The 23,584-nt window shown below is 67.2% G+C and carries 21 protein-coding genes and 1 pseudogene; 16 read left to right on the top strand and 6 right to left on the bottom strand.

Going from position 1 to position 23,584, the window contains the following annotated elements; genetic code table 11:
• From P6F26_RS12370 to P6F26_RS12385, 4 genes are read left to right on the top strand one after another with little or no spacing between them, the layout of a single operon-like run.
• On the top strand, nucleotides 1–471 hold the full coding sequence (locus tag P6F26_RS12370; protein WP_278029004.1) for a chemotaxis protein CheW: 471 nt from the start codon (nucleotides 1–3) through the stop codon (nucleotides 469–471).
• Nucleotides 468–1,385, top strand: a complete 918-nt coding sequence (locus P6F26_RS12375) for a CheR family methyltransferase (RefSeq protein WP_278029005.1) — start codon at nucleotides 468–470, stop codon at nucleotides 1,383–1,385. Before P6F26_RS12370 ends, P6F26_RS12375 begins: the two co-directional genes overlap by 4 nt.
• 25 nt (nucleotides 1,386–1,410) lie before the next feature.
• Nucleotides 1,411–1,800, top strand: a complete 390-nt coding sequence (locus tag P6F26_RS12380; protein ID WP_278029006.1) for a response regulator — start codon at nucleotides 1,411–1,413, stop codon at nucleotides 1,798–1,800.
• Between the two features lie 59 nt (nucleotides 1,801–1,859).
• On the top strand, nucleotides 1,860–2,138 hold the full coding sequence (locus P6F26_RS12385) for a hypothetical protein (protein WP_278029007.1): 279 nt from the start codon (nucleotides 1,860–1,862) through the stop codon (nucleotides 2,136–2,138).
• 566 nt (nucleotides 2,139–2,704) lie between these two features.
• Here P6F26_RS12385 and P6F26_RS12395 read toward each other — a convergent pair.
• A complete protein-coding gene (locus tag P6F26_RS12395) occupies nucleotides 2,705–3,046 on the bottom strand; it encodes a hypothetical protein (protein WP_278029008.1) in 342 nt (113 codons plus the stop codon).
• On the bottom strand, nucleotides 3,043–3,381 hold the full coding sequence (locus tag P6F26_RS12400; RefSeq protein ID WP_278029009.1) for a rod-binding protein: 339 nt from the start codon (nucleotides 3,379–3,381) through the stop codon (nucleotides 3,043–3,045). Before P6F26_RS12400 ends, P6F26_RS12395 begins: the two co-directional genes overlap by 4 nt.
• A gap of 113 nt (nucleotides 3,382–3,494) precedes the next feature.
• Between P6F26_RS12400 and P6F26_RS12405 the strand changes: the two genes are divergently transcribed.
• A complete protein-coding gene (locus tag P6F26_RS12405) occupies nucleotides 3,495–5,528 on the top strand; it encodes a flagellar hook-length control protein FliK (RefSeq protein WP_278029010.1) in 2,034 nt (677 codons plus the stop codon).
• A gap of 15 nt (nucleotides 5,529–5,543) precedes the next feature.
• Nucleotides 5,544–6,206 carry a flagellar hook capping FlgD N-terminal domain-containing protein gene (locus P6F26_RS12410; RefSeq protein ID WP_278029011.1) on the top strand — a complete coding sequence of 221 codons (663 nt, stop codon included), beginning with the start codon at nucleotides 5,544–5,546 and terminating at the stop codon, nucleotides 6,204–6,206.
• A gap of 1,185 nt (nucleotides 6,207–7,391) precedes the next feature.
• Here the strand turns inward: P6F26_RS12410 and ubiB are convergent.
• Nucleotides 7,392–8,921: a 2-polyprenylphenol 6-hydroxylase gene (ubiB, locus tag P6F26_RS12415; RefSeq protein WP_278029012.1), complete on the bottom strand. Its 1,530-nt coding sequence runs from the start codon at nucleotides 8,919–8,921 to the stop codon at nucleotides 7,392–7,394.
• 1 nt (nucleotide 8,922) lies between these two features.
• Nucleotides 8,923–9,720 carry a bifunctional demethylmenaquinone methyltransferase/2-methoxy-6-polyprenyl-1,4-benzoquinol methylase UbiE gene (ubiE, locus tag P6F26_RS12420; RefSeq protein WP_278029013.1) on the bottom strand — a complete coding sequence of 266 codons (798 nt, stop codon included), beginning with the start codon at nucleotides 9,718–9,720 and terminating at the stop codon, nucleotides 8,923–8,925.
• 110 nt (nucleotides 9,721–9,830) lie between these two features.
• Here ubiE and mutM point away from each other — a divergent pair, with 110 nt between their 5' ends.
• The 9 genes from mutM to gyrB all read left to right on the top strand — a co-directional run bounded on the left by mutM (nucleotide 9,831) and on the right by gyrB (nucleotide 20,059).
• The gene (mutM, locus tag P6F26_RS12425) at nucleotides 9,831–10,697 is read left to right on the top strand and encodes a bifunctional DNA-formamidopyrimidine glycosylase/DNA-(apurinic or apyrimidinic site) lyase (protein WP_278029014.1); all 867 of its coding nucleotides are present in this window, start codon (nucleotides 9,831–9,833) and stop codon (nucleotides 10,695–10,697) included.
• Nucleotides 10,698–10,773: 76 nt separating this feature from the next.
• Entirely contained in the window at nucleotides 10,774–11,550 is a 777-nt protein-coding gene (locus tag P6F26_RS12430) for an enoyl-CoA hydratase (RefSeq protein ID WP_278029015.1), read from the top strand.
• Between the two features lie 177 nt (nucleotides 11,551–11,727).
• Nucleotides 11,728–11,994 (top strand): 30S ribosomal protein S20, encoded by a 267-nt coding sequence (gene rpsT, locus P6F26_RS12435; protein WP_278029016.1) that lies wholly within the window; start codon nucleotides 11,728–11,730, stop codon nucleotides 11,992–11,994.
• A gap of 625 nt (nucleotides 11,995–12,619) precedes the next feature.
• Nucleotides 12,620–14,068, top strand: a complete 1,449-nt coding sequence (gene dnaA, locus P6F26_RS12440) for a chromosomal replication initiator protein DnaA (protein WP_278029017.1) — start codon at nucleotides 12,620–12,622, stop codon at nucleotides 14,066–14,068.
• Nucleotides 14,069–14,244: 176 nt separating this feature from the next.
• Nucleotides 14,245–15,363 carry a DNA polymerase III subunit beta gene (gene dnaN / locus P6F26_RS12445; RefSeq protein WP_278029018.1) on the top strand — a complete coding sequence of 373 codons (1,119 nt, stop codon included), beginning with the start codon at nucleotides 14,245–14,247 and terminating at the stop codon, nucleotides 15,361–15,363.
• Between the two features lie 37 nt (nucleotides 15,364–15,400).
• Nucleotides 15,401–16,507: a DNA replication/repair protein RecF gene (recF, locus tag P6F26_RS12450; RefSeq protein WP_278029019.1), complete on the top strand. Its 1,107-nt coding sequence runs from the start codon at nucleotides 15,401–15,403 to the stop codon at nucleotides 16,505–16,507.
• Nucleotides 16,504–16,944: a VOC family protein gene (locus tag P6F26_RS12455; protein WP_278029020.1), complete on the top strand. Its 441-nt coding sequence runs from the start codon at nucleotides 16,504–16,506 to the stop codon at nucleotides 16,942–16,944. Before recF ends, P6F26_RS12455 begins: the two co-directional genes overlap by 4 nt.
• Nucleotides 16,941–17,567: a LysE family translocator gene (locus P6F26_RS12460; protein WP_278029021.1), complete on the top strand. Its 627-nt coding sequence runs from the start codon at nucleotides 16,941–16,943 to the stop codon at nucleotides 17,565–17,567. Before P6F26_RS12455 ends, P6F26_RS12460 begins: the two co-directional genes overlap by 4 nt.
• A gap of 74 nt (nucleotides 17,568–17,641) precedes the next feature.
• The gene (gene gyrB, locus P6F26_RS12465; RefSeq protein ID WP_278029022.1) at nucleotides 17,642–20,059 is read left to right on the top strand and encodes a DNA topoisomerase (ATP-hydrolyzing) subunit B; all 2,418 of its coding nucleotides are present in this window, start codon (nucleotides 17,642–17,644) and stop codon (nucleotides 20,057–20,059) included.
• Between the two features lie 557 nt (nucleotides 20,060–20,616).
• Here gyrB and P6F26_RS12470 read toward each other — a convergent pair.
• Together P6F26_RS12470 and P6F26_RS12475 are read right to left on the bottom strand one after the other, a co-directional pair.
• A pseudogene (locus P6F26_RS12470) lies at nucleotides 20,617–20,807 on the bottom strand (succinyl-CoA--3-ketoacid-CoA transferase); the annotation flags it as partial.
• A 245-nt stretch (nucleotides 20,808–21,052) separates the two neighbouring features.
• Complete coding sequence (locus tag P6F26_RS12475) at nucleotides 21,053–22,630, bottom strand: winged helix-turn-helix domain-containing protein (RefSeq protein ID WP_347403043.1); 1,578 nt, start codon at nucleotides 22,628–22,630, stop codon at nucleotides 21,053–21,055.
• Between the two features lie 153 nt (nucleotides 22,631–22,783).
• Between P6F26_RS12475 and P6F26_RS12480 the strand changes: the two genes are divergently transcribed.
• Nucleotides 22,784–23,143, top strand: a complete 360-nt coding sequence (locus tag P6F26_RS12480) for a hypothetical protein (RefSeq protein ID WP_278029023.1) — start codon at nucleotides 22,784–22,786, stop codon at nucleotides 23,141–23,143.
• Nucleotides 23,144–23,584: the final 441 nt, after the last annotated feature.

Raw genomic sequence — 23,584 nt, forward strand, 5'->3', positions numbered from 1 at the left:
ATGCTTCAGAACAGCGCTCAGGAGACGCCAGGACAGCGTGACGTCGTCTCGTTCCGTCTGGCCGAACAGGACTTCTGCATCGACATCGGCGTCGTGCGGGAAATTCGCGGCTGGACGCCGACGACGGTTCTGCCCCACTCGCAGGACTACATGAAGGGCGTCGTCAATCTGCGCGGCTCGGTGGTCGCGGTCGTGGATCTCTCCGCCCGTCTCGGTTTCGGGCCGACCGAACCCTCGGCTCGCCATATCATCATCATCGTGATGATCGGCGACCAGACGATCGGCCTTCTGGCGGACGTCGTATCCGACATCCTGACGATCGACGACACGATCATGCGTCAGGTGCCGGACGTCGCTTCGGAAGTCGCGCGCGACTTCATCAGCAGCGTCGTGACGTTCGACGACGGACGGATGCTTCGCAAGATCGATCTCGCCCGTGTCCTGCCCGAGCTTGGAGCCGAACTTGCATGACACCCGAACCGATGTTCCCGGCTGCCAGACCAGACGCCGACGCGACCATGTCGGACGCCGATTTCGAAGGACTGGCGCGCCATATCCACGCCCAGACGGGAATCGTCATGAACGCGAGCAAGCGCACCATGCTCGTGTCGCGCCTGTCGCGCCGGCTTCGGAAGCTTGGGCTCCCGGACTTCGCGTCCTACCGCAAGCTACTCGAAACACAGGCCAACGGAGAGGAACGGCGTGAACTCATTTCGGCAATCACGACAAACGTCACGAGTTTCTTCCGCGAACCTGTCCATTTCGACGCTCTCGCGAAACTCGTCCCATCCCTCGCCGAACGCGCGCGGCAGGGCGAGCGGATCAGGATCTGGTCGGCAGGGTGCTCATCCGGAGAGGAACCCTACAGCATCGCGATGACGCTGATCGAGCATTGGCCCGGCATAGAAACCGCGGACGTGCGCATCCTCGCCACGGACATCGACCCGCAGATGATCGAAAAGGCGCGCAAGGGCGTGTTCGCCCAACCCCAGAATGGCCAGGAGACACTGCCGGTCCTGCAGCGCCACATGAAACCGCAGAGCGACACAAGGACGATCGCCGCGGCAAGCGCGCTGAAGGATCTGCTGAGGTTCGAGGAACTCAATCTTCTCGACCAATGGCCATTCAACGGGATGTTCGACGTCATCTTCTGCCGCAACGTCGTGATCTACTTCGACGCCGAAACGCGGCTGGGACTGTGGCGGCGTTTCGCGGAACGCCTTCATCCAGGCGGGACCCTCTTCATCGGACATTCGGAGCGCGTTGATGCCGATCTCGAGCCGATGCTGGCGTCCTCCGGCGTGACGCAATACCGCCGCATGCCGGATCCCGGGCCCGCGCCGGCGATATCGCCCGGCCGCGCGGCGGTGGCCTCGAGACGATGACCGGAACAGGATTGGAGACGCAGTCATGTCACTGAAAAACAGCTTGCAGATCATGGTGGTCGACGACATGTCCGTCAGCCGCGGCCTGATCGAAAACGCGCTCGAGGAAATCGGACTGCGGCATGTCGACTACAAGATGGACGGTGCCACGGCCCTCCGGAGCCTCGTCGCGAGCCCAGTCCATCTGGTGATCTCCGACTACAACATGCCGGGAATGGACGGTCTCACGCTGCTCGAGGCGCTGCGCCGGAACCGAAGCACGCACCGGATCGGGTTCATCCTGATCACCGGCCGCGCCGACAGGGAGGTGCTGACGCGCGGCCAGCAACTGGGCATGAACAATTTCCTGACCAAACCCTTTTCGACGCAAGGCCTCAGAACATGCATCGAACAGGTCGTGGGGACGTTGCATTGATTTTCGAGGATGGAGGGGGCGGACATCCCGCAACTGCCCCCGTTCCGCCCGACAGAACGGTGCGCGACGTCTTGCGGGCCTGCGTCATCGAGGCCGAGCGTCAGGCCGATGCGCTCGGCAGGATCGACAACGCCGTGGGGGAGGTCCTGGCCGCGGGGACACGTCCCGCTGACATGCGGATGCTGCAAACGGTGGATCTGTTGCGCCAGGAAGCCCAGGCCTTGTCGCGGATATTGCGCCTCGTGTCCGAGGGGCGCTCACCGGACGTCGTTCTGAGCGGGGCCGACCTCGCTGCGCGCATCCCGCTCGCGGAACAGCGCGCCCGGTTGACGTCGTGACCGCCGCGTGCGGAATGGCGGGCGGTGCGCCCTCGAGTGCCAGAGCCGAGAGCGCCGGTGCGCCCGCCCGGATAGCGCCGGATGGTGCCGCTGCGGCAGGATCGACCTCGCCCGAACGGCACCGCTGCCCGCCCAGGCGGCTTCCGGCATGATGCGCGCGTCACCGCACGACATTCGCGCTGAAATCCCGCGGGGGACGCGAGCCACCGGTCCTGAAGCCCGAAGCGGCCGAGCCACACCATGACGGGAGGGATTTCCGGGCCGAGGCCGATCTTCAAGCGCAAGAAGGTCGTCGCCGGCGGCGGTCATCATGGCGGGGCCTGGAAGGTCGCCATGTCGCCCTTCCTTTGAATTGCACGGCGCCTGTTTCGCGCCAGTCACCGGGATCCACCCGGATCCCGCCAATGTCGTTCTGACCTCTGCGACCCATGTTCCTGGGCCACGCCACCCGTCCGGTGCATCACCGACCATCGGCACGAAACCTGAACGAATGCCTAACGAGGCTGACGCGACCGGGCCTTCGCCCCGGGGAAAATCGTTAGAAGTCTCCGCAACCGGCCCCGCGCCTACCGGCGCGACAGGATCCGCCCGCCGGTCGGTGCGGTCGACGCGGACCGGCCCCTCGCGTCGTAGGTCGACAGGCTTGCGGCCGCGGCGCCGTCCCTCCGGTCGCGCGCGCGCGCAAGCCCGGCGCGCGCGGCGATCAGAAGCGCCGCGTTCTCCGCCGCAAGACTTCGCAGCCGCGCAAGTGCGTGCTGTCCAACACCCGGACCAAGATCCCGCAACGCGCGTTCGAAGCGCGGGACGAGACGCCCGAGGTCCTCGAGGCGACCGGCCCGCAATGCCGCCCTCTGTTCGTGCATGAGACGCTCGATCAGGCGGACGGCATTCTCCCCACGCCACGTCATCTCCGCCGCTCCGCGATCGGCGGCGGAACCGTCTCGACGGCAGCAGAGGCATCGCGCGACGCAAGCGCGCGAAACAGGTTTTCCGCCAATCCGATACCCCCCCGCTCGGCGAAAAGGCGCGCGTGTTCGGCCCGCAGCATCGAGGCGAACTGGCCTTCGCCCGCGCCGCCGCCGCCCAGCCCGTTTCGCCCCTCGCCCATGCCCGCGTGCTTCAGCATTTCGGCGATGAACGCCGCCTCGAGCTCCTGCGCGACGCGGCGCAACGCGGTGTCTTGCGCGGGTGTCGCGGGGACGCCCGTCCGTCGCGTCGCCACCGCGGTCGTGTCGAGTTCCATCGCTTGCCTCGCATTCGAACGGTTTTGCCGGAACATGACGGGCGCGGGTTAAGATGACGTAAGGAACCTTCGGGCATGAATGCCGGCAGTTTTCGGCGACCGGGACAACCAGCATGGAAGCCCTTTTCAACATGGCCGGCCGGCCCGCGGCCTCCTGCGATCCGTCAGGACGCAGCTCGGCACAGGCTGGCGCGGCACAGGCTGGCGCGGCCTTGCGCAGGTCGGATGACGCAATGGAGGCGCGGGGCTTTCGCGACGCCTTCGACGGCGGTGGCACGAACGCGGCCACTGCTCGCACCGGGCGCCCCCCCGCGCCTCCGAGTGAGGCAAAGCCGGTCGCAACTGCGCGGGGCGCGGCCTTCCCGGAGCGCAGCATGCATCCGGGCATGGCGGCCGGGCTGCAACACGCGCGCGCCAATTCGGGCGAGGCCACCAATTCCGGCGCGTGGAGGCCCGGAAATCAGGGACAGGACATCCTGGACCCGTCCGTTGACAGGCCGGGGGATACGGCCGGACAGGCGGAACCTGTCGAGGCAGGATCGGGCTTGCCGGACGGCGGCTCGGACACGATCACGGACGCAGGGCACACGCCAGGCGAGGGGTACGGGGCGGTTCCGGCAGCCATGGATACCCCAAAGATCGTCGCGGACATGACGTCGAAGACCGGGGCAATGGAGACCGTGAACCTCCAGTCAGCGGCGCCAGAGACCGAGGCGCGCGAAAGTTTGCCGCAAGACCCTTTCCTGACCGCCTCCGCGCGAGAAACCGCATCGCAAGCTCGCCCCGCAGGCTCGGGACTGGCAGCCGCCGCGGAACTCTCCTTCGGGAAGGATGCGGGGTCCGCGTCCGGCGACGCGGGCCTGTCCAACGACCGCCGAGCGGGCGGGCCCGTCGGGTTTCCGGGCGGAGGGGCCCGGCAGACGCCGCAAGACCTATCGATTCCCGGCATGGCGCGATCCGCCGGTTCGGCGCGGCCCGACACCGTAGCGACCAGGGAGACGCCCGCACCGGGGGATGCCCCAACGGCCACGGGGCCGGGGCGCGGTCCGGCCAAGCTCACCCTCGAGACTCGGCCAGAACCGGCATCCGGCGTATCCGCCCCCGCCCGGCACGGTCCCGGCGAGACGCCCGCGACACCAGACCCGTCAGGGCGACCCCAACAGGCCTCGCGCGGCCCGGAGGACGTGCGGTCCGCACCTGCATTGCCTGATCCATCATCCGCCCGGCGGACCGCTTTGGGGCCTGCCGTCGTCGGTCCCGGCGGCGTCCCGGCGCTTTCGCTCGCGGCTGCCGCAGCCGGGACCGCGACCACGCCCGACAAGGGGCCGCCAATCGTTCTCGGCGCCGCCGCGGCCGACCCTGCGGCCGTCCCCCAAGCAGACCCCTCGCCGGCCAGCGTCGCGTTACCGAGGTCGCTCCCGACCGGCCTACCGATACCATCCGGTCCGCCGGAAGGCGGCAAGGCGGAGCGGGATGCGGCGCGGACCGCCGGCGCGCAGCCGACGTCCGACCGCGCGGTCGTGCGCCTCGGGCCGGTCGGGCCGCCACCTGACACAACGCGGGCGATCGTCACCAAAGCGGTGCTCGCAACACCGCACGGATTGACCAGGGCGGCCGAGGCCGAGCGGCTTGCGAAGGGCCCGGCAGAACCCTCCGCCGCACCGTTATCCGTGGCACCGGCATCTCAGGCCACCACGTCCGCGGCGCCCGGAGCGGTCGGGGCATCCGGGGCGTCTATCGCCCACGGCGTGGCGCAGACCCTCGCGGCGAACCTTCCCGGTCCCGCCCGCGAGCCCGGAACCGGCGCCGTCGAGATCGCGCTCGACCCTCCGGAACTTGGCCGGGTGCGCCTCAGCCTTGTGGAGGTGGGCGGAACGATGGCCGTGTCCATCACGGCTGAACGGCCGGAAACCGCCGACCTCATGCGGCGGCACCTGGAGATCCTCGCACAGGAATTCGCCCGCTCCGGCCTCGACGCGCCGCAGGTCCGAATCGGCGTCGGGTCGGATGGCACGGGGCCGCCGGACGGGCGGCGCGAGCAAGCCGACGAGACCGGAACCGGCCCCGCGGCGCCGCCGGGGGGCGAACATCCAATCGCGCCCGGGGCGCGTGTCGCGCCACAGCGCGCGCTTGACCTGAGGCTTTGAAGGAAAGGCATCGCGATGGAAATCTATCCGGCGTCGCCCGGCGCCACATCCGGCAGAAACGCGCAGGCCGCATCGGCCCAAAGTGTCATCACGGCCGACTTCCAGACCTTTCTCCAGCTGCTCACCACGCAGCTCAAGAACCAGGATCCGCTCAATCCGATGGAATCGACCGAGTACGCCACGCAGCTTGCCACCTTCTCGGGCGTGGAGCAGCAAGTGCGCACCAACGAATTGCTCGAGACGCTGTCCAGCGGCTTCGGGACACTCGGCCTGGGGGAGCTGGGGGGCTGGATCGGGATGGAGGCGATGGCCGAGATGCCGGTCGCCTTCTCGGGCGCGCCGGTCCGTATCCGTGCTGACCCCGCCGACCGGGCCGACCGCACGGAACTGGTGGTCACGGACGCATCTGCGAACGTCGTCCAGAGGATCCCCGTGCCGCTGTCGGATGCGCCGTTCCTATGGACGGGCGAGGACCTGCAGGGGCGCAGGCTTCCGCCGGGCACCTACACGCTCGCGGTCGAGAACTGGTCGGGCGAGGATCTCGTCGAGACGCGCGCGGCCACCGTCACCGCCACGGTCGAGGAGGCGCGCCTGTCGGACGGGCGTGTCCACCTTACGATGCAGGGCGGCGTGAGCATCCCGGCCGATGCTGTAACGGGCCTGAAACGCGGCGGCTGAGACCAAACCCGAGGCGGAGACCCGGTCTCGATGCCCGGGGCGGGCGACCGCTTCGCACGATGGCCAACGCGGGACGGCGGTCCGGTGCCCGCAACGCGGTCGGCCCCAGGTCCTGCGCCCATGGGTCAAGGGATCGAGGGTCCGGCCCTACATGGTTCGGGCGATCGAGGGGTCCGCCGTGGAGGTGCTGTCGGCCCTCTTGTCCGAAGTCCCCGAGCTCGGCGGTCAAGGTCCCGGCGTATCGCCAAGCCCGCAGGCGATCGCACGGGCGCACGGGCGGCGATGGCGCAGGCCGGACAAACCCGAGGCGGGGACCCGGTCTCGACGCCCGGGGCGGGCGACCGCTTCGCACGATGGCCAGCGCGGGACGGCGGTCCGGTGCCCGCAACGCGGTCGGCCCGAGGTCCTGCGCCCATGGGTGCGGCGCCCACCGGCTCCAAGACCGATCCGTCAGACCACCGAAGGTCTGGTAACCCGGGTGAGCCAATCGAGGGTCCTTCGGCACTCGGGCCCGACGCCAGCCCCGCCTGCGGTATAGGCCTCCACGTATCGCCAGGCATGGTGGGGAACGCACCGGCGGCGCTGGCGCGGGCCAGACAGACCCTCGGTGGAACTCCGGCGAAGAGGTTCGATGTCGGCAGACGTTTGCGCGCCAGCCCATGCCGTGCGGCTGGCCGATGCCCCCAGCCCTGCCGGCCCGACGTCCGCCGCCTACGGGTCCTGCGCCAATGGTCCGGGAATCGATTTCGCGCTCCCGGGTCGGGCGAACAGGGGTCGGGCGCTCGGGGGGCGGGCGATCGAGCTGCCTTCGGCCCTCATGCCCGGCGCCACTCGGGTCCGGCGCTCGAGGTTGCTTCACCTCCGGACACTTCGCCCTTGGGTATCGGGGTCGAGGGTCCGGCACTCGATGGATCGGGAGATCGAGGGTTCGGCGAACAAGGTTTTTTCATCCCCAAGGCCCAGGGTCCCCAAGGCCTCCACGCACCGCAAGGCCCAGAGGCGGGCGTGGCGGCGATGGCCCGGGCCGGCCCCCGCCCCCGCACGCGCCGGGTGTCAGGTTCGCGATCGCTTGCGCCCAGCGCAGAGGCCTCGCATCGCGTTCATGTGGGGGGACCGCGGCGGCCCGCGACCGGTGGCGTCTTTCGGGCGGCGAGGGCGTCCCGGGCTGGCACCTACGGAGAAAGTCTAGAATTGCACGAGAAGTGCCGCGGCGGCCGCGGCGACGGCGGCGCCCACGCCGGCATACCCCAACCGCTCGCGCCACGGCGAGCGTTCGGGCCTGCGCGGCGGATTGGCCTGCGCCAGAAGCGCCGCCTCGGCCAGCTGCGGCAGGCGCGGTCCGAAGCGCGCCAGAACGCGCGCCGTCGTGAACAGGTCCCGAACAAGGGCCTTCGGGCCGATGTTCTCCTTGATGTATTCCTCGACCACGGGACGCGAGACGGTCCAGATGTTGATCTCGGAATCGAGCGAGCGGGCCACGCCTTCCACGACCACCATGGTCCGTTGCAGCAAGATGAGCTCGGTCCGCGTCTCCATGCCGAAGCGTTCCGTCACCTCGAACAGATACGCCAGAAGCCGTCCCATCGAGATCCGGCTCGCGTCCATGCCGAAGATCGGCTCTCCCACGGATCTGAGCGCCTGCGCGAACTCGCCCACATCGCGGTCGGCGGGCACGTAGCCGGCTTCGAAATGGACCTCGGCCACGCGGCGGTAGTCCTTGCGGATGAACCCCATCAGGATCTCGGCGTAGACGCGGCGCGTGTATTCGTCGATGCGCCCCATGATCCCGAAATCCAGCGCCACGACGTCGCCGTTGCCCGCGACCTTCAGGTTCCCGTGGTGCATGTCGGCGTGGAAGAAGCCGTCGCGCAGCGCGTGGCGCAGGAACATCTCCAGCACGCGCGCGGCCAGCGCCTTGCGGTCATGGCCCATCGCGTCGATCGCCGACAGGTCGGACAGGGGGATCCCCTCGGCCCAGGCCAGCGTCATCATCCGCCGCGAGGACATGAACCACTCGACCGGCGGCACGACGAAACCCGCGTCGTCCCTGGTGTTCGCGGCGAATTCGCCCGCCGCCGACGCCTCGATCCTGAGGTCGAGCTCCTGCATCACCACGCCCTCGAAATGCGCGACCACGTCGCGCGGGCGCAGGCGGCGGGACGCCGGCGACAGCGTCTCGACGAACCAGGCGATCAGGTAGAAGGCGTCGATGTCCGTGCGGAAGGCGCGCTCGATGCCGGGCCGCAGGATCTTCACCGCCACCGACCGGCCGCTTTCGATCAGGCGGGCCTTGTGGACCTGCGCGATGGACGCGGCGGCGACCGGTTCGGAGAATTCGGAGAACAGCGCCTCGAGCGGCATCTCCATCTCGTGCTCCACGACGCGGCGCGCCTCGGCCGTTGAGAACGGCGGCAGCTTGTCCTGCAGCACCTGAAGCTGAAGCGCCATCTGGTCGCCGACGACGTCGGGCCGGGTCGAGAGGATCTGCCCGAACTTGATGTAGGCCGGGCCAAGCGCCGTAAGCGCGCGCGGCACCGGGGGCACCCGCTCGTCGCCGCGCAGCCCCAGCCACTTGAAGGGCCAGCCAAGGATGCGGGCGGCGACGCGCACCGGCTTGGGAGCCTCCAGCGCCTCGAGAACCGCGCTCATCGCGCCAGTGCGCTCGAACGTCGCCCCGGTGCGGATCAGGCGCCAGATGTTGTGGGGGCCCTTCACCTCAGATCTTCCAGCCGGAATGCAGCGCGGCGATGCCGAAGGAGAGATTGCGGTAGGCCACCCGCTCGAATCCCGCATCGCGGATCATCGTGGCGAAGGTCTCCTGGTCGGGGAACTTGCGGATCGATTCCACGAGATACTGGTAGCTGTCGCGGTCGTTCGCGATGAGCTGGCCCATCCGGGGGATCACGTTGAACGAATAGAGATCGTAAAGCCTCTGGAGGCCGCCGTTTGTCAGCTGGCTGAATTCCAGCACCATCATCCGTCCGCCGGGACGCAGCACGCGAAAGGCCTCGGACAGCGCGTCGGGGATGCGGGTGACGTTCCTGATCCCGAAGCTGATCGTGTAGACGTCGAAGGTGTTGTCGTCGAAGGGCAGCGCCATGGCGTCGCCCACGACCCAGTCGAGCTTGTCGGCCAGCTGCGCGGCCTCCGAGCGACGCTCGCCCTCGCGCAGCATCGACTCGGTCAGGTCGAGCACCGTGGCGCTCGCCCCGGGGGCGCGGTCGAGGAAGCGGAAGGCGATGTCGCCGGTCCCGCCCGCCACGTCGAGAAGGCGCTGGCCGTTGCGGGGGGCGAGCCAGTCCATCATCGCGTCCTTCCAGACGCGGTGGATGCCGGCGCTCATGACATCGTTCATCACGTCGTAGCGGCTGGCCACGTTGCTGAAGACGCCGTGGACGAGGCTGGCCTTCTCGCCCTCTCCGACGGTGCGGAACCCGAAGTGCGTGGTGCCGTCGTTTTCGGCGGCGCCGGGCCGGGGCGCGTCGTCTTGGCTGTCGGATGGCGTATCGGTCATCGGGGGCTTGTGCTCCGGCTCGTGTCGCGCCTTGTTATAGGACCGCGCGCCGGGGCTGCAACGCGGCGTTCCATCCCGGTCCCTTCCACGACCCGCAAGGATTGCCCGAGTTGCCCGAACTCCCAGAGGTTGAGACAGTCCGCCGAGGCCTCGCGCCCGTGCTGGAAGGCGCCGTCATCGTCCGGGCGCAGGTGAACCGGCCCGACCTGCGCTGGCCGTTCCCCGATCGCATGGCCGAACGGCTGACGGGTGTGCGGGTCGAACGCCTCGGGCGGCGGTCGAAATACATCCTCGCCGATCTTTCCAGCGGGGAAACGCTGATCGTGCATCTGGGAATGTCGGGGCGGATGATCGTCTCGGGGGGGATGGCGGACCGCGCCGCGCCCGGGGTCTTCCACCATCATCACCCCGCCCCCGAGAAACACGACCACGTCGTCCTCGACACCGATGCCGGGATGCGCGTCACGTTCAACGACTCAAGGCGCTTCGGGGCGATAGACCTGATCGCCACCGAGCGGGCGGCGGAACACTGGCTGCTGGCCGGCCTCGGCCCCGAGCCGCTTGGAAACGCCTTCAACGACGCCGGCCTCGCCGAGCGCTTCGAGGGCAGGAGGACCCCGGTGAAGGCCGCGCTTCTCGACCAGCGCATCGTCGCGGGCCTTGGGAACATCTACGTCTGCGAGGCGCTGCACCGGTCCGGGATCTCGCCGCTGCGCCATGCCGGTCGCATCGCCCGCCCGCGTGTCGCCCGGCTGGTGGGCGACATCCGCGACGTGCTGTCCGAGGCGATCGAGGCCGGCGGATCGTCGCTGCGCGATTACCGGCAGACCGATGGCGATCTCGGGTATTTTCAGCACAGTTTCCGCGTCTATGGCCGCGAGGACGAGCCCTGCCTGAAGCCCGCCTGCCCCGGCGTCATCCGCAGGAAGGTGCAATCGGGACGATCGAGTTTCTACTGTCCGGTCTGTCAAAGATAGGTTGAACCCGCCGCGTGCGATGCTAACCCTGCGCTTCTGAGCATACCCTGCGCCCAACAGCCGGAGTTCCCGACGCATGGCCTACGAAACCCTGATCGTCGAGATCGAAGATCATATCGCGCTCATCAGGCTGAACCGCCCTGACGCGATGAACGCGCTCAACACGCAGATGCTTGGCGAGCTGTCGCGGGCGCTGACGTCGGCCGACGAGAACGACAAGGTCCGCTGCATCGTGCTGACCGGGTCGGACAAGGCCTTCGCGGCGGGCGCGGACATCAAGGAGATGTCGGGCAAATCCTTCGTCGAGGCCTTCACCACGGACCTCTTCGGCGCCGAGGTCGAGCAGATGCTGCGCGTCCGCAAGCCCATCATCGCCGCCGTCTCGGGCTACGCGCTTGGCGGCGGATGCGAGCTTGCCATGATGTGCGACTTCATCATCGCGGCCGACACGGCGAAGTTCGGGCAGCCCGAGATCAACCTCGGCGTGGTCGCTGGCATCGGCGGCACGCAGCGCCTGACGCGCTTCGCCGGCAAGTCGAAGTCCATGGACATGCACCTGACCGGACGCTTCATGAACGCCGACGAGGCCGAGCGCGCGGGCCTCGTGAGCCGCGTGGTGCCCGCCAAGAAGCTGATGGAGGAGGCGATGGGCGCCGCCGCCAAGATCGCCGAGAAGTCGGCCCTGACGGTGATGGCGGTGAAGGAGGCGGTGAACCGCGCCTACGAGACGCCGCTGCGCGAGGGGCTTCTGTTCGAGCGGAGGCTTTTCCACGCGCTCTTCGCCACCGAGGACCAGTCCGAGGGCATGTCCGCCTTCCTCGAAAAGCGCGAGCCCCAGTTCAGGGACAAATAGGCGCCCACACCCGGCGCATCGCGTTCGGGGCTTCCCTTTCGCGCGGAATTCGCTTATGCGCCGCGCCAGACATGCGCGTGAGGCCCGCTCTGGCCGGAGTGTCCCGGTCGTCGAACCGGGCTTCGGGTTGTCCCGCGTCATGAACGTATCGAAGACCTGAAGAGAGAGACTCACGCCATGGCGAATTCGCCCCAAGCCAAGAAACGCGCCCGTCAGAACGAGCGCCGCCTCGCCGTCAACAAGGCGCGCCGTTCGCGTATCCGCACCTATCTGCGCCGCGTCGAAGAGGCCATCGCCTCGGGCGATCAGACCGCCGCCGCCAGCGCCCTGCAGGCCGCTCAGCCCGAGCTGATGCGGGGGGTGACGAAGGGCGTCATGCACAAGAACACGGCATCGCGGAAGATGTCCCGCCTGGCTGCCCGCGTGAAATCGCTCGGCGCCTGAAGCGGCCATTCATATCCTTGTTTTAAAGGCGCTCACTCATGTGAGCGCCTTTTTTCGTCCGGAATTTTCCTGCTGACTCTGGCCGCTTCGGACACCGCCGAGATTCGAAATCGGAATGGCGCTGAGTCAAGCGCGAAGATGTGTTGCGGGGGGCATCCGAGTCCCGCTAGCTTCGGACAGCGATTCAGACGCCTGGGGGGCGGATGGAGCGAGCACGGGCCTTGCCCGGGATGACGGTGGAGCCGGATGGACAGGATCGGCGCCGCCGGTGGTGGAAATTTCCTCCGCATCCCGACGCCGGCCCGGTGAAAAAGGGGTGAACACGTTGCGGTCGGGCCGGCTTGTCGGCGCGAGGGCAATTTTCCCGTCACAAGCTCGCAGCATCAGCCTCCACGATCATGAGGAATCGGTACGAAGCGACCGCGAGTCGGCATTGCCGGCGCGTCTTGTCGCGTGTTCGCTTCGTGCCGGGTCCGTTGCGGGCGATCCTGATGCTGACGCTTCGGCGACGCCGGTGGGTGCGAGGTAAGAGAGTGCTTTGAATCACCTGCATAGGTTCAATGCAGGGAATCGGGTTATGATGGCCGGATGGCAGCGGCCGGGAAAAAGAAAAGAGGAACCGGGAATGACGAACGAAACGTGGGGCCAGGTACGCTCGGAACTGATGAAGGCCGTCGGGAAGAACAACTTCTCCGCATGGATCGACCCGATCAGCTTCGATCGCATGGACGGAAGGACGGCCCTGTTCCACGTTCCGACGACGTTCTTCGGTTCGTGGGTCTCGCAGAACTTCGGTGACGTCATCCTCAGGCACCTCAACTCGGCCGGCGTGGGCGTCGACAGGGTGGAGTTCCGCGTGGGTGCGCCGACCGCGAAGGCCGTAAACGCCAACAGCCAGCCCGCGCGCGCCGTCCCTGCCATGGCCGAAGCCCGCGAACTCGAACCCGCCGCCGTGGCGGCCCCGGTCGCGCGCCGCGCCCTGCCCGATGCCGCGCCTACCCTGCCGCCATTCCGCGCCCGTTCGACCGACGACGTTCCCGGCGCGAACCTCAACCCGCAGTTCACTTTCGAGAATTTCGTCGTGGGCAAGCCGAACGAGCTTGCCCATGCCGCCGCGCGGCGCGTGGCCGAGGGGCGCGACGTGACCTTCAATCCGCTGTTCCTCTATGGCGGCGTCGGTCTCGGCAAGACGCACCTGATGCACGCCATCGCGTGGGAGCTTCGGTCGAACTTCCCGGAGGCCGACATCCTCTACCTCTCGGCCGAGCAGTTCATGTACCGCTTCGTGCGCGCGCTCCGCGAGCAGGACACCATCGGCTTCAAGCAGATGTTCCGCTCGGTGGACGTTCTGATGGTCGACGACGTGCAGTTCATCGCCGGCAAGACCTCCACGCAGGAGGAATTCTTCCACACGTTCAACGCGCTGGTCGAGATGGGCAAGCAGATCGTCATCTCGGGCGACCGCGCGCCTGTGGACATGGACGAGCTTGACGGCCGCATCGCCTCGCGGCTTCAGTGCGGCCTCGTCGTGGACATCCACCCCACCGACTACGAGCTTCGCCTCGGCGTTCTGCAGCACAAGGCCGAACGGATGCGCGCCCGCAATCCCAAGGTGCACATCGCCGACGGCGTGCTGGAGTTCATCGCGCGCAAGGTCTCGTCCAACATCCGCGTGCTCGAGGGCGCGCTGACGCGCCTCTTCGCCTTCGCGGATCTCGTCCAGAAGGACATCACCATGGACATGGTCCAGGATTGCCTTTCGGACATCCTGCGCGCCACCGACAAGAAGGTGACGATGGACGAGATCATCAAGAAGACCTGCGAATACTACAACATCCGCCAGGCCGACCTGATGAGCTCGAACCGGTCGCGCGCCATCGCGCGGCCGAGGCAGGTGGCGATGTTCCTGTGCAAGAAGCTCACGACGCGGTCGCTTCCCGAGATCGGGCGCAAGTTCGGCGGGCGCGATCACACCACGATCCTCTACGGCGTGCGGAAGATCGAGGAGTTGATGCAGGTCGACAGCCAGATCGCCGAGGACGCCGAGATCCTGCGCCGCACGCTGGAGGCCTGAGGCCGCAGCCGGCCGCGCGGCGCGAGGCAGAAATGACCCGCACCGCGCCTGCATCCGGGCGACATCCCGATCAGGGATTGACGTGGACAGGCAGACTGGGAAACTCCCGGAAAATCACTTGTGCTTGCGGGGGGAGAGGCTAGTCTCGCCTCCCCGCGACTTGTCGGAGCCAGGGCATGAAACTCTCGATCGAGCGCGCCGCACTTCTGCGCGCCGTCTCTCAGGCGCAGTCCGTTGTGGAGCGCCGCAACACCATCCCCATTCTCGCCAACGTGCTGATCGAGGCCGAGGGGAACACCGCCAGTTTCCGCGCCACCGACCTCGACATCGAGGTGGTCGACAAGATTCCTGCCACGGTCGAACGCGCCGGCGCGACCACGGTTTCGGCGGTCACGCTGCACGAGATCGCACGCAAGCTTCCCGACGGCGCGCTGGTCAGCATCAGCGAGGACAGCGCCGCGGGCCGTCTGACGGTCGAGGCCGGGCGATCCACGTTCCAGCTCGCCACCCTCCCGCGGGAGGACTTCCCGGTGATGACGGCGACGGAATATTCCGCGAACTTCTCGGCGCCCGCCGGCCTTCTGCGCAGGCTTTTCGACAAGTCGAAATTTGCCATCTCCACCGAGGAGACGCGCTATTACCTCAACGGCGTCTACTTCCATGTCGCCGAGGGCGAGAACGGCCCGGTCCTGCGCGCCGTGGCGACGGACGGCCACCGCCTTGCCCGCATCGATGCGCCGCTGCCCGACGGCGCGGCGGGGATGCCCGGCGTCATCGTGCCCCGCAAGACAGTGGGCGAGATGCGCAAGCTGCTCGAGAATGACGAGGCCGAGATCGCCGTGTCGGTATCCGAGACGAAGATCCGCTTCGCCACACCCGAGATCACGCTGACCTCGAAGGTCATCGACGGCACGTTCCCCGACTATTCGCGCGTCATCCCCGCCGGCAACACCCGCCGGATGGAGGTCGACGCCAGCGACTTCGCCAAGGCGGTGGACCGCGTGGCGACGGTGTCCTCGGAACGGTCCCGCGCGGTGAAGATGGCGCTCGACGAGGACCGGCTGGTCCTGTCGGTGAACGCCCCCGACGCAGGCGCCGCCGAAGAGGAACTTGCCGTGGCCTACGGCGACGAGAAGCTCGAGATCGGGTTCAACGCGAAGTATCTCCTCGAGATCGCAAGCCAGGTCGACCGCGAGAACGCCGTGTTCATGTTCGCCTCGTCCGCGGAACCGACGCTGATGCGCGAAGGCGACGACCTGAGCGCGATCTACGTCGTGATGCCGATGCGGGTGTGACGCCGCGCTTCCTTCCGAACCAGACGACGGGGCGGCCATGACGCCCCATGTCGCCACGCTCGCCCTGTCGCATTTCCGCAGCCACCGGCGCACCCGGCTGGAGTGCGACGGGCGCCCTGTCGCGCTGTTCGGCCCGAACGGTGCGGGCAAGACGAACCTCATGGAGGCCGTGTCGCTGCTGTCGCCGGGGCGCGGGTTGCGGCGGGCGACGGCGGACGAGATCATCCGACGCCCCGAGGCGATCGGCTGGAAGATCCGCGCGGACCTTGCGGGCCCCGGCCTCGGACACGAGGTCGAGCTTGCCGCCGAGCCGGACATGGCGCGGACCGTGCGGATCGACGGCAAGGCGGCGCCGCAGGTGGCGCTCGCCCGCCTGATCCGCATCGTCTGGCTGGTTCCCGCGCAGGACAGGCTCTGGATCGAAGGTGCGGACGGACGGCGGCGCTTCCTCGACCGGACCGTGATGAGCTTTCTGCCGGACCATGCCGAGGACGTGCTGACCTACGAGAAGGCGATGCGCGAGCGCAACCGCCTGTTGCGGGAGGAGGCGCGCGATCCGCACTGGTATCGCGCGCTCGAGGGCCGCATGGCCGAGGCCGGGGCGGCGATCACGGCCAATCGCCATGCCGCGCTGGAACGCCTGTCGGCGGCGCAGGACGGGGCGGCGACGGCCTTTCCCGCGGCGCTCCTGTCACTGGAAGGCGAGGCCGGGCCCGCGGATGCCGAGGGCCTGACCGAGCTTCTGGCCGAGAACCGCGGCCGCGACATGGCGGCGGGCCGCACCCTCGTGGGCCCGCATCGCGCCGATCTCGGTGCGATCTACGTCGACAAGGGCGTGCCCGCGCGGCAATGCTCCACCGGCGAGCAGAAGGCGCTTCTGATCTCTCTGGTCCTGGCGAACGCGCGCGGTCTGAAGGCCGAGACCGGCGCCGCGCCGCTGGTCCTGCTGGACGAGGTCGCGGCCCATCTGGACGCCGGACGCCGTGCCGCGCTTTTCGACGAGATCTGCGCGCTGGAGGCGCAGGCCTGGATGACCGGTACCGGGCACGAACTGTTCGCCGAGCTTGGGGACCGGGCGCAGCATGTGGCGATCACCGAGGAGGACGGCCAAAGCGTCGTCCGGCTGCAGGAGCACGCGCCATGACGGATCTTCCGATCAACCGCATCACCCTCGTCACGCTCGGCGTGGCCGATCTCGCACGATCGCGCGCCTTCTACGCCGCCCTCGGCTGGCAGGAGACGAAGGCGGTGGACGGGGTCGTGTTCTACCAGATGGACGGCATGGTCATGGGGCTCTTCGGGCGCGACGAACTTGCCGCCGACCAGGGCCGGCCGGGCGCGGCGCTTGGAACCGGCGCTGCAACCTTCGCGCAGAACTTCCACGGAACGGCGGATGTAGACGCGGCGTGGGTTCGTGCGCTCGATGCGGGCGCCAAGGCGCTGAAGCCGCCCGAGCCGACGCTCTGGGGCGGCTATTCGGGCTATTTCGCGGACCCCGACGGCCATGTCTGGGAACTGGCGCACAATCCGCTCTGGCCGCTGGACGAGACGGGTCGCACCACGATACCGGACACGCCATGACACTGACCGTGCCCCAGATCGCTCTCTATGCCGGGGCGCTTTTCGTGCTGTTCCTCACGCCGGGGCCCGTGTGGCTGGCCACGGCTGCGCGGGCGCTGGCGCATGGCTGGGTCGCGGCGATCCCGCTGATCCTGGGCGTCGCGCTGGGGGACGCGCTGTGGTCGCTGACGGCGGTTCTCGGCCTCGCGTGGATCGTCGGCAGCTACGACTGGGTGATGGAGGCGTTGCGCTGGGTCGCGGTGGCGGTGTTCGCGCTGATGGGCTGGCTGCTGATCCGCAACGCGCACAAGGCGATCTCCGCCGACAGCGCGCTGACACGGCCCGGCGCGATGGCCGGGTTTCTCGCTGGCGTCGCCGCGATCCTCGCCAATCCCAAGGCGATCCTGTTCTACATGGGGATGCTGCCGGGCTTCTTCGACCTGACCGCCATCACCGCCACCGACATCGCCATCATCGCGGCCGTGTCGATGTGCGTTCCCCTCGTGGGCAACACTGGTTTCGCATGGATCGTGGACAGCGCGAGGCGGCGGTTCTCGTCGCCCGAGCGGCTGGCGCGGATCAATCGCGTCGCCGGAGGGCTTCTGATCCTCGTGGCTGTGGTGATCGCGGCCTCGAGCCCCTAAATATTGGGTCGGAAGGCGTGACAATCATCCGCCCGGCCGGTATAAATCCGGCAGCGAAAAAGGCAGAGCACCACATGGCAGAAAACGCCCCCGCGCCCAACGAATACGGCGCCGATTCCATCAAGGTTCTCAAGGGACTGGAAGCTGTCCGGAAGCGTCCGGGCATGTATATCGGCGACACCGACGACGGCTCGGGCCTGCACCACATGGTCTACGAGGTCGTGGACAACGGGATCGACGAGGCGCTCGCCGGCCACGCGGACGCCGTGACGGTGACCCTGCACCCCGACGACAGCGTCTCGGTCAGCGACAACGGCCGCGGGATCCCCGTGGGCATCCACGAGGAAGAGGGCGTCTCCGCGGCCGAGGTCATCATGACCCAGCTGCACGCCGGCGGTAAGTTCGACCAGAATTCCTACAAGGTGTCGGGCGGCCTGCACGGCGTCGGCGTCTCGGTCGTCAACGCCCTGTCCGACTGGCTGGAGCTGCGCATCTGGCGCGACGGCAAGGAACACTACGCGCGCTTCGAGGGCGGATTCACCGTCACACCGCTGGAAGTCGTGGGCGACGCGGGCGGGCGCACCGGCACCGAGGTCCGTTTCCTCGCGTCCACCGCCACGTTCTCGAACCTCGACTACTCGTTAAAGACGCTGGAGAACCGGCTGCGCGAACTCGCCTTCCTGAACTCGGGCGTGAAGATCGTGCTGGAGGATCTGCGCCACGCCGAACCGGTCCGCGTCGAGCTGGAATACGAGGGCGGCGTGCGCGAGTTCGTGAAATATCTCGACCGCTCGAAAAGCCCGATGATCCCAGATCCGATCTACATCGAGGGCGAGCGCGACGGCGTCGGCGTCGAGGTCGCGATGTGGTGGAACGACAGCTACCACGAGACGGTGCTGCCCTTCACCAACAACATCCCGCAGCGCGACGGCGGCACGCACATGGCCGGCTTCCGCGGGGCGCTGACGCGGACGATCAACCTCTATGCCAATTCCTCGGGGATCGCGAAGCGCGAGAAGGTGACGTTCTCGGGCGATGACGCGCGCGAGGGGCTGACCTGCGTCCTGTCGGTCAAGGTGCCGGACCCCAAGTTCAGCTCGCAGACGAAGGACAAGCTCGTCTCCTCCGAGGTGCGCCCCGCCGTCGAGGGCCTCGTGAACGAGAAGCTCGGCGAATGGTTCGAGGAACATCCGGCCGAGGCGCGGATGATCGTCGGCAAGATCATCGAGGCCGCACTCGCCCGCGAGGCGGCGCGCAAGGCCCGCGAACTGACCCGGCGCAAGACCGCGATGGACGTGGCCTCGCTTCCCGGCAAGCTCGCCGATTGCCAGGAGAAGGACCCGGCCAAGTCCGAGCTGTTCCTGGTGGAGGGCGACAGCGCCGGCGGCTCGGCCAAGCAGGGCCGGTCGCGTCAGAACCAGGCCGTCCTGCCGCTCAAGGGCAAGATCCTGAACGTCGAGCGCGCGCGCTTCGACCGGATGCTGTCCAGCCAGGAAATCGGAACGCTGATCACCGCGCTCGGCACCGGCATCGGGCGCGACGAGTTCGACATCAAGAAGCTGCGCTACCACAAGATCGTCATCATGACGGACGCCGACGTGGACGGCGCGCACATCCGGACGCTGCTTCTGACGTTCTTCTTCCGCCAGATGCCCGAGATCATCGAGGGCGGGTATCTCTATATCGCGCAACCGCCGCTCTACAAGGTGACGCGCGGGCGCTCCGAGGTCTACCTGAAGGACACGCACGCCTTCGAGGATTACCTGATCGCACAGGGGATCGAGGGCGCGGTGCTGCGCCTGACGAACGGCGAGGAGATCGCGGGGCAGGACCTTGCCCGCGTGGTCGAAGGCGCGCGCCACTTCAAGCGCATCCTCGAGGCGTTCCCCACGCATTACCCCCGGCGCATCATCGAACAGGCCGCCATCGCGGGCGCCTTCGATCCCGGCGCGGCGGACGCCAACCTTCAGGGCGTGGCCGAGGACGTGGCGCAGCGCCTGGACCTCGTCGCCGTGGAATACGAACGCGGCTGGACGGGGCGCGTCACGCAGGACCACGGCATCCGCCTGTCCCGCGTCCTGCGCGGCGTCGAGGAGATCCGAACGCTCGACGGCGCGGTTCTGCGCTCGGGCGAGGCCCGCAAGCTTTCCGAGGTGAGCAAGCAGACGCGCGAGGTCTACCGCGATCCCGCCCGGCTTGCGCGCAAGGACCGCGAGCAGTTGATCCACGGCCCCACCGAACTTCTGCAGGCGATCCTCGACGAGGGCGCGAAGGGCCAGCAGATGCAGCGCTACAAGGGCCTTGGCGAGATGAACCCCGACCAGCTTTGGGAAACGACGCTGGACCCCGAGGCCAGGACGCTCCTGCAGGTGAAGATCGACGACCTCGCCGAGGCGGACGACATCTTCACCAAGCTGATGGGCGATGTCGTCGAGCCGCGCCGGGAATTCATCCAGCAGAACGCCCTGAGCGTCGAGAACCTCGATTTCTGAAGCATTGTAGGGACGCGCATATCTTTTCGCGGCGCGCATAAGGATTCGCGAATTTTTCTGTGCGCCACAAGGAATCTTAAATATTCTTCAAAGGCTTAGACGGAAGCCTTGCTCAACGACGCTGCCCACGCCCTGAATGCGCTGAGTGGCAATGGCAACGGCGAGAGCAGGTCTGCCTTTTCCGTTGCCCCGTCCATTTTCGCCCATTGCCCATGAGGGCCTGTTGCTACTGCCCATTCGCGCAAGGTTGCCGGAGCGGCAAGCTGCGCGTCTTCGCCACAGGCCGGACGTACAACGATCGGTTGCGTTCGTGCAGGAGGGGCCACGGCATGACGAAATAGGGCGGGGAGCTGCCATTCGCTGCGTTGGCAGAATGATTTCTGGAGCGGGAATAGCGGTCATTCACCGCGTTCGAAACCCATAGCGTATTCATGGAAGGACGCCGATCGGAGCCCTCACTCAAGGCTGAACAAGATCAAACATCATTGGGGCTCTCATGATCCAAAGGAACCGGACATGTGCCAGTCCCCTTCGATCCCGTTGTCTCCCTCGTGATCTCAGACAATGGTGGCTTCCGTCGCGGCGCGCAGGTCATCGTGGCTGACGCCCGGCGCGGTCTCGACGATCTGGAGCCCCTTGTGCGCCACGTCGAGCACGCCGAGGTTGGTGATGATCCGGTCCACCACGCCCTTGCCGTCAGCGGCAGGGTGCATTGCTTCAGCACCTTGGACGCCCCGTGCTTCGTCGTCATACTGAAATGCTGCGATGCGGCCCATCATTTCGGTCATTCTCTGCAGTCGCGAAACCCTTTGATGTTGGAGCTTACTCTATCCGCACAGTGCGGCCTGCCCGCCGTTCGCTGAATGATCAGCTCTCGGCTTGGCTCAGGACCTCAAACCTTTTCTCGCCTCGCACGAATGACCTGCGCCCAAGGACCATTGGCGCTGCCAAAAAGAACCGGGGGACGAGTTCGCAATATTGCCCGTGCGCATCTCACAGGGGCATGCCCGCTGCTTCCAGCGCTGCCAGCCAGCGATGTGCCAGACCCGGCGCCGTCCACATGCCTGTGATGACCGCCCGTTCCCGCGCCACTGTCCAGTTGGGGTTCTCTTCAAGGAAGGCCTCAATCGCGGCCTCGGCCCTGTCCGTGTTGCCAAGGCAGTGGTGAATCGCGGCCAGCGTCTTGTTCGCGGCCACGGGCATCGCAGGCTCGGCTGTGAATGTGTCGAGCGCCTCCTGGCAGTCGCCTATCTGCCACTGGATCCGTGCCTTGGTCCAGTTGGTATCATGCCCGTAGATCGGATCGATCAACTCGATGGCGGCGATCTCTTCGAGCGCGTCTTCCGTGTTTCCGACAAAGGCCAGCGCTTGCGCCAGGGCGTTCCGGGCGAATGATGACGACGGGTTCAAGTCCACCGCGCGGCGAAAGGCGCTGATGGCGCCTTCGACATCGCGGTTGAACATCAGCACGCGCCCCAGCGCGTGAAAGGCGAGAAAATTGTTCGGGTCGAGTTCCACGGCCCTGTGGGCAAGTTCGTCCATCCGCTGGCGGATCGCGTCCTCATCCCCTTCGACCCAGCCGTAGCGCAGCCCGATGCGAAGCGACAGGGCCTGGCCCAGTGGGCCCCAAGCGGACTCGGGATAGTCCCTGATGGATTGCTCCTGCTCCGCGATGTTGATCAGGAGGCTATCCCGCGAGAAATTCCTCATGATCCGGCTTTGTGCCGCGTTCGAGATCAGCAGGGCGTTGACATCACCGTCCGCCATTCGGGGCTCGGCCATGTCGACGACCGTTTCCCCCACCGCGCTGGCGATCCTGCGGCTGATCCGACTGCTCGCGCGCAACAGCCCGTCCAGGGGCACGTCGAATTCGTCGGCCCAGAGGTTCCCCTCCGTCACTCCGTCGATGAGCCGGGCCGTCGTGCGCACGCGCGTCCCGTCGTATTGCTGGCTGCCTTCCAGCACGTAATCGGCGCCGAGCCGATCGGCGATTTCAGACACGGCGAGTTCGGAGTCGCGGAAGGTGAAGCTGGACCGCTGGGAGATGATCAGAAACTGCGGATAGCGTGCCAGCAGGGTCGTGATGCTGTCGCTTACCGCGTCGCTCAGGTAGCCTTGGTATTCCGGCGGGCTCACATCGTCGAACGGTAGGATTGCGATCACCGGCGGCCCTGGCGGTGCAGCGGGTCGCAGCAGGGTGAAGGCAAGGCCGCAGAGGCCGAGCACCATGACGATGAGCAGGGCCAGCCTTCGCGACCGTGGCGACCGAACAGGTGCGGCGGCGGGCGGGACCAGCCGATACCCCTTGCGCGGCACGGTTTCGACGATGCGCTTGTCTTTGTCCTCCAGGGCTCGCCGAATCTCGGCGATGCATTGCGCGACGCTGTCAATGGTTACCGCGCGGCCCTGCCAGACCACTTCGATCAGCGCATCCTGGCTGACCGTTTCACCCGGCACCCTTGCAAGTGCCATGAGCACCTCGCGCGACTGGTGCCGCAGGTCCAGCTCCTTGCCATCATGGGAAAAAAGCCGCCCGACGGAGCGATCGAGAACCGCTGTCCCAAGGTCGATTTCAGAGGATTTCGAGTCTCTTCGTTTGACGAAACGCGCCTCCCCGACCTCCGATCAAGGCCATCACCGCCCCGCATCTCGGTATTGGCCTGTCCTAAGAAGATACCCTGCCGGGCAAATGATACTGAACCCGACCCCAAAAGGAAGCGAGACATGAAACTCACGAAACTGACCCAGGCCGCGATCACCCTCGTCTTCGCCACGACCTGCGCCGCTTCGGCGGACCAGTTCGCGATCCGGACGAACGAACCCGTGTCCGGCGCATCCAATGGTTTGCTCGAAACCTTGGATATCCGCGAGATCGATTCCGTGGAGATCAACGGCGTCCATTTCATCGTGCTCGAAGCGAAGAACGAGGGCTATGTCGAAGCCTACATCTTCGGGCATGGCATCGATGCCAAGGCCCTCTACCGGCTTGAGGCCGACTGGACCGGTGCCGGCCTATCCTCGCTGCCCGTGGAAGCGCGGGGTGCCTTCTTCGAGGAAACAACCTGCGAGTTCTGCACAAGCTGAGGCATTCGCCTCGGAACGCAGACCTATGGTCGCTCTCTCTTCCGAGATCCGATCCGTCTGAAGATGAGCGGAATAGGGCACCGTCCAGCATTCAGGAGGGAGCGGCTGTTCGGACAGCCGCTCTCGAACCATTGCAATCTTTCGCTTGCAATGACGGGAGTGGGCTGGTGGCCGACCTGCGGCGTTGCAATCTTGCGGGTCTGCTTCCGATTTTCCGGCCAGCTCGCGCCGCGTTCGCAGCGAATGATCGCTTCCCGCCCAAACTTCGTACACAGGAGCACTGATAGGCAAGGGCTTGCCGATGCACGACATCGGTCGACAGCGATGTGCGGTCGGGTTCCCGCGATGCGAAAAAACATTCGCGCCCCTACAGGCAGGGTCGTCCCGCCCCGGCAACCACCGAAAAGACCCTCGAGCCGCCCGGGACTTCGCCTCTGCCGC

Origin of the sequence: Roseicyclus salinarum (assembly GCF_029624655.1) — a bacterium.
GTDB classification, from domain to species: domain Bacteria; phylum Pseudomonadota; class Alphaproteobacteria; order Rhodobacterales; family Rhodobacteraceae; genus Roseibacterium; species Roseibacterium salinarum.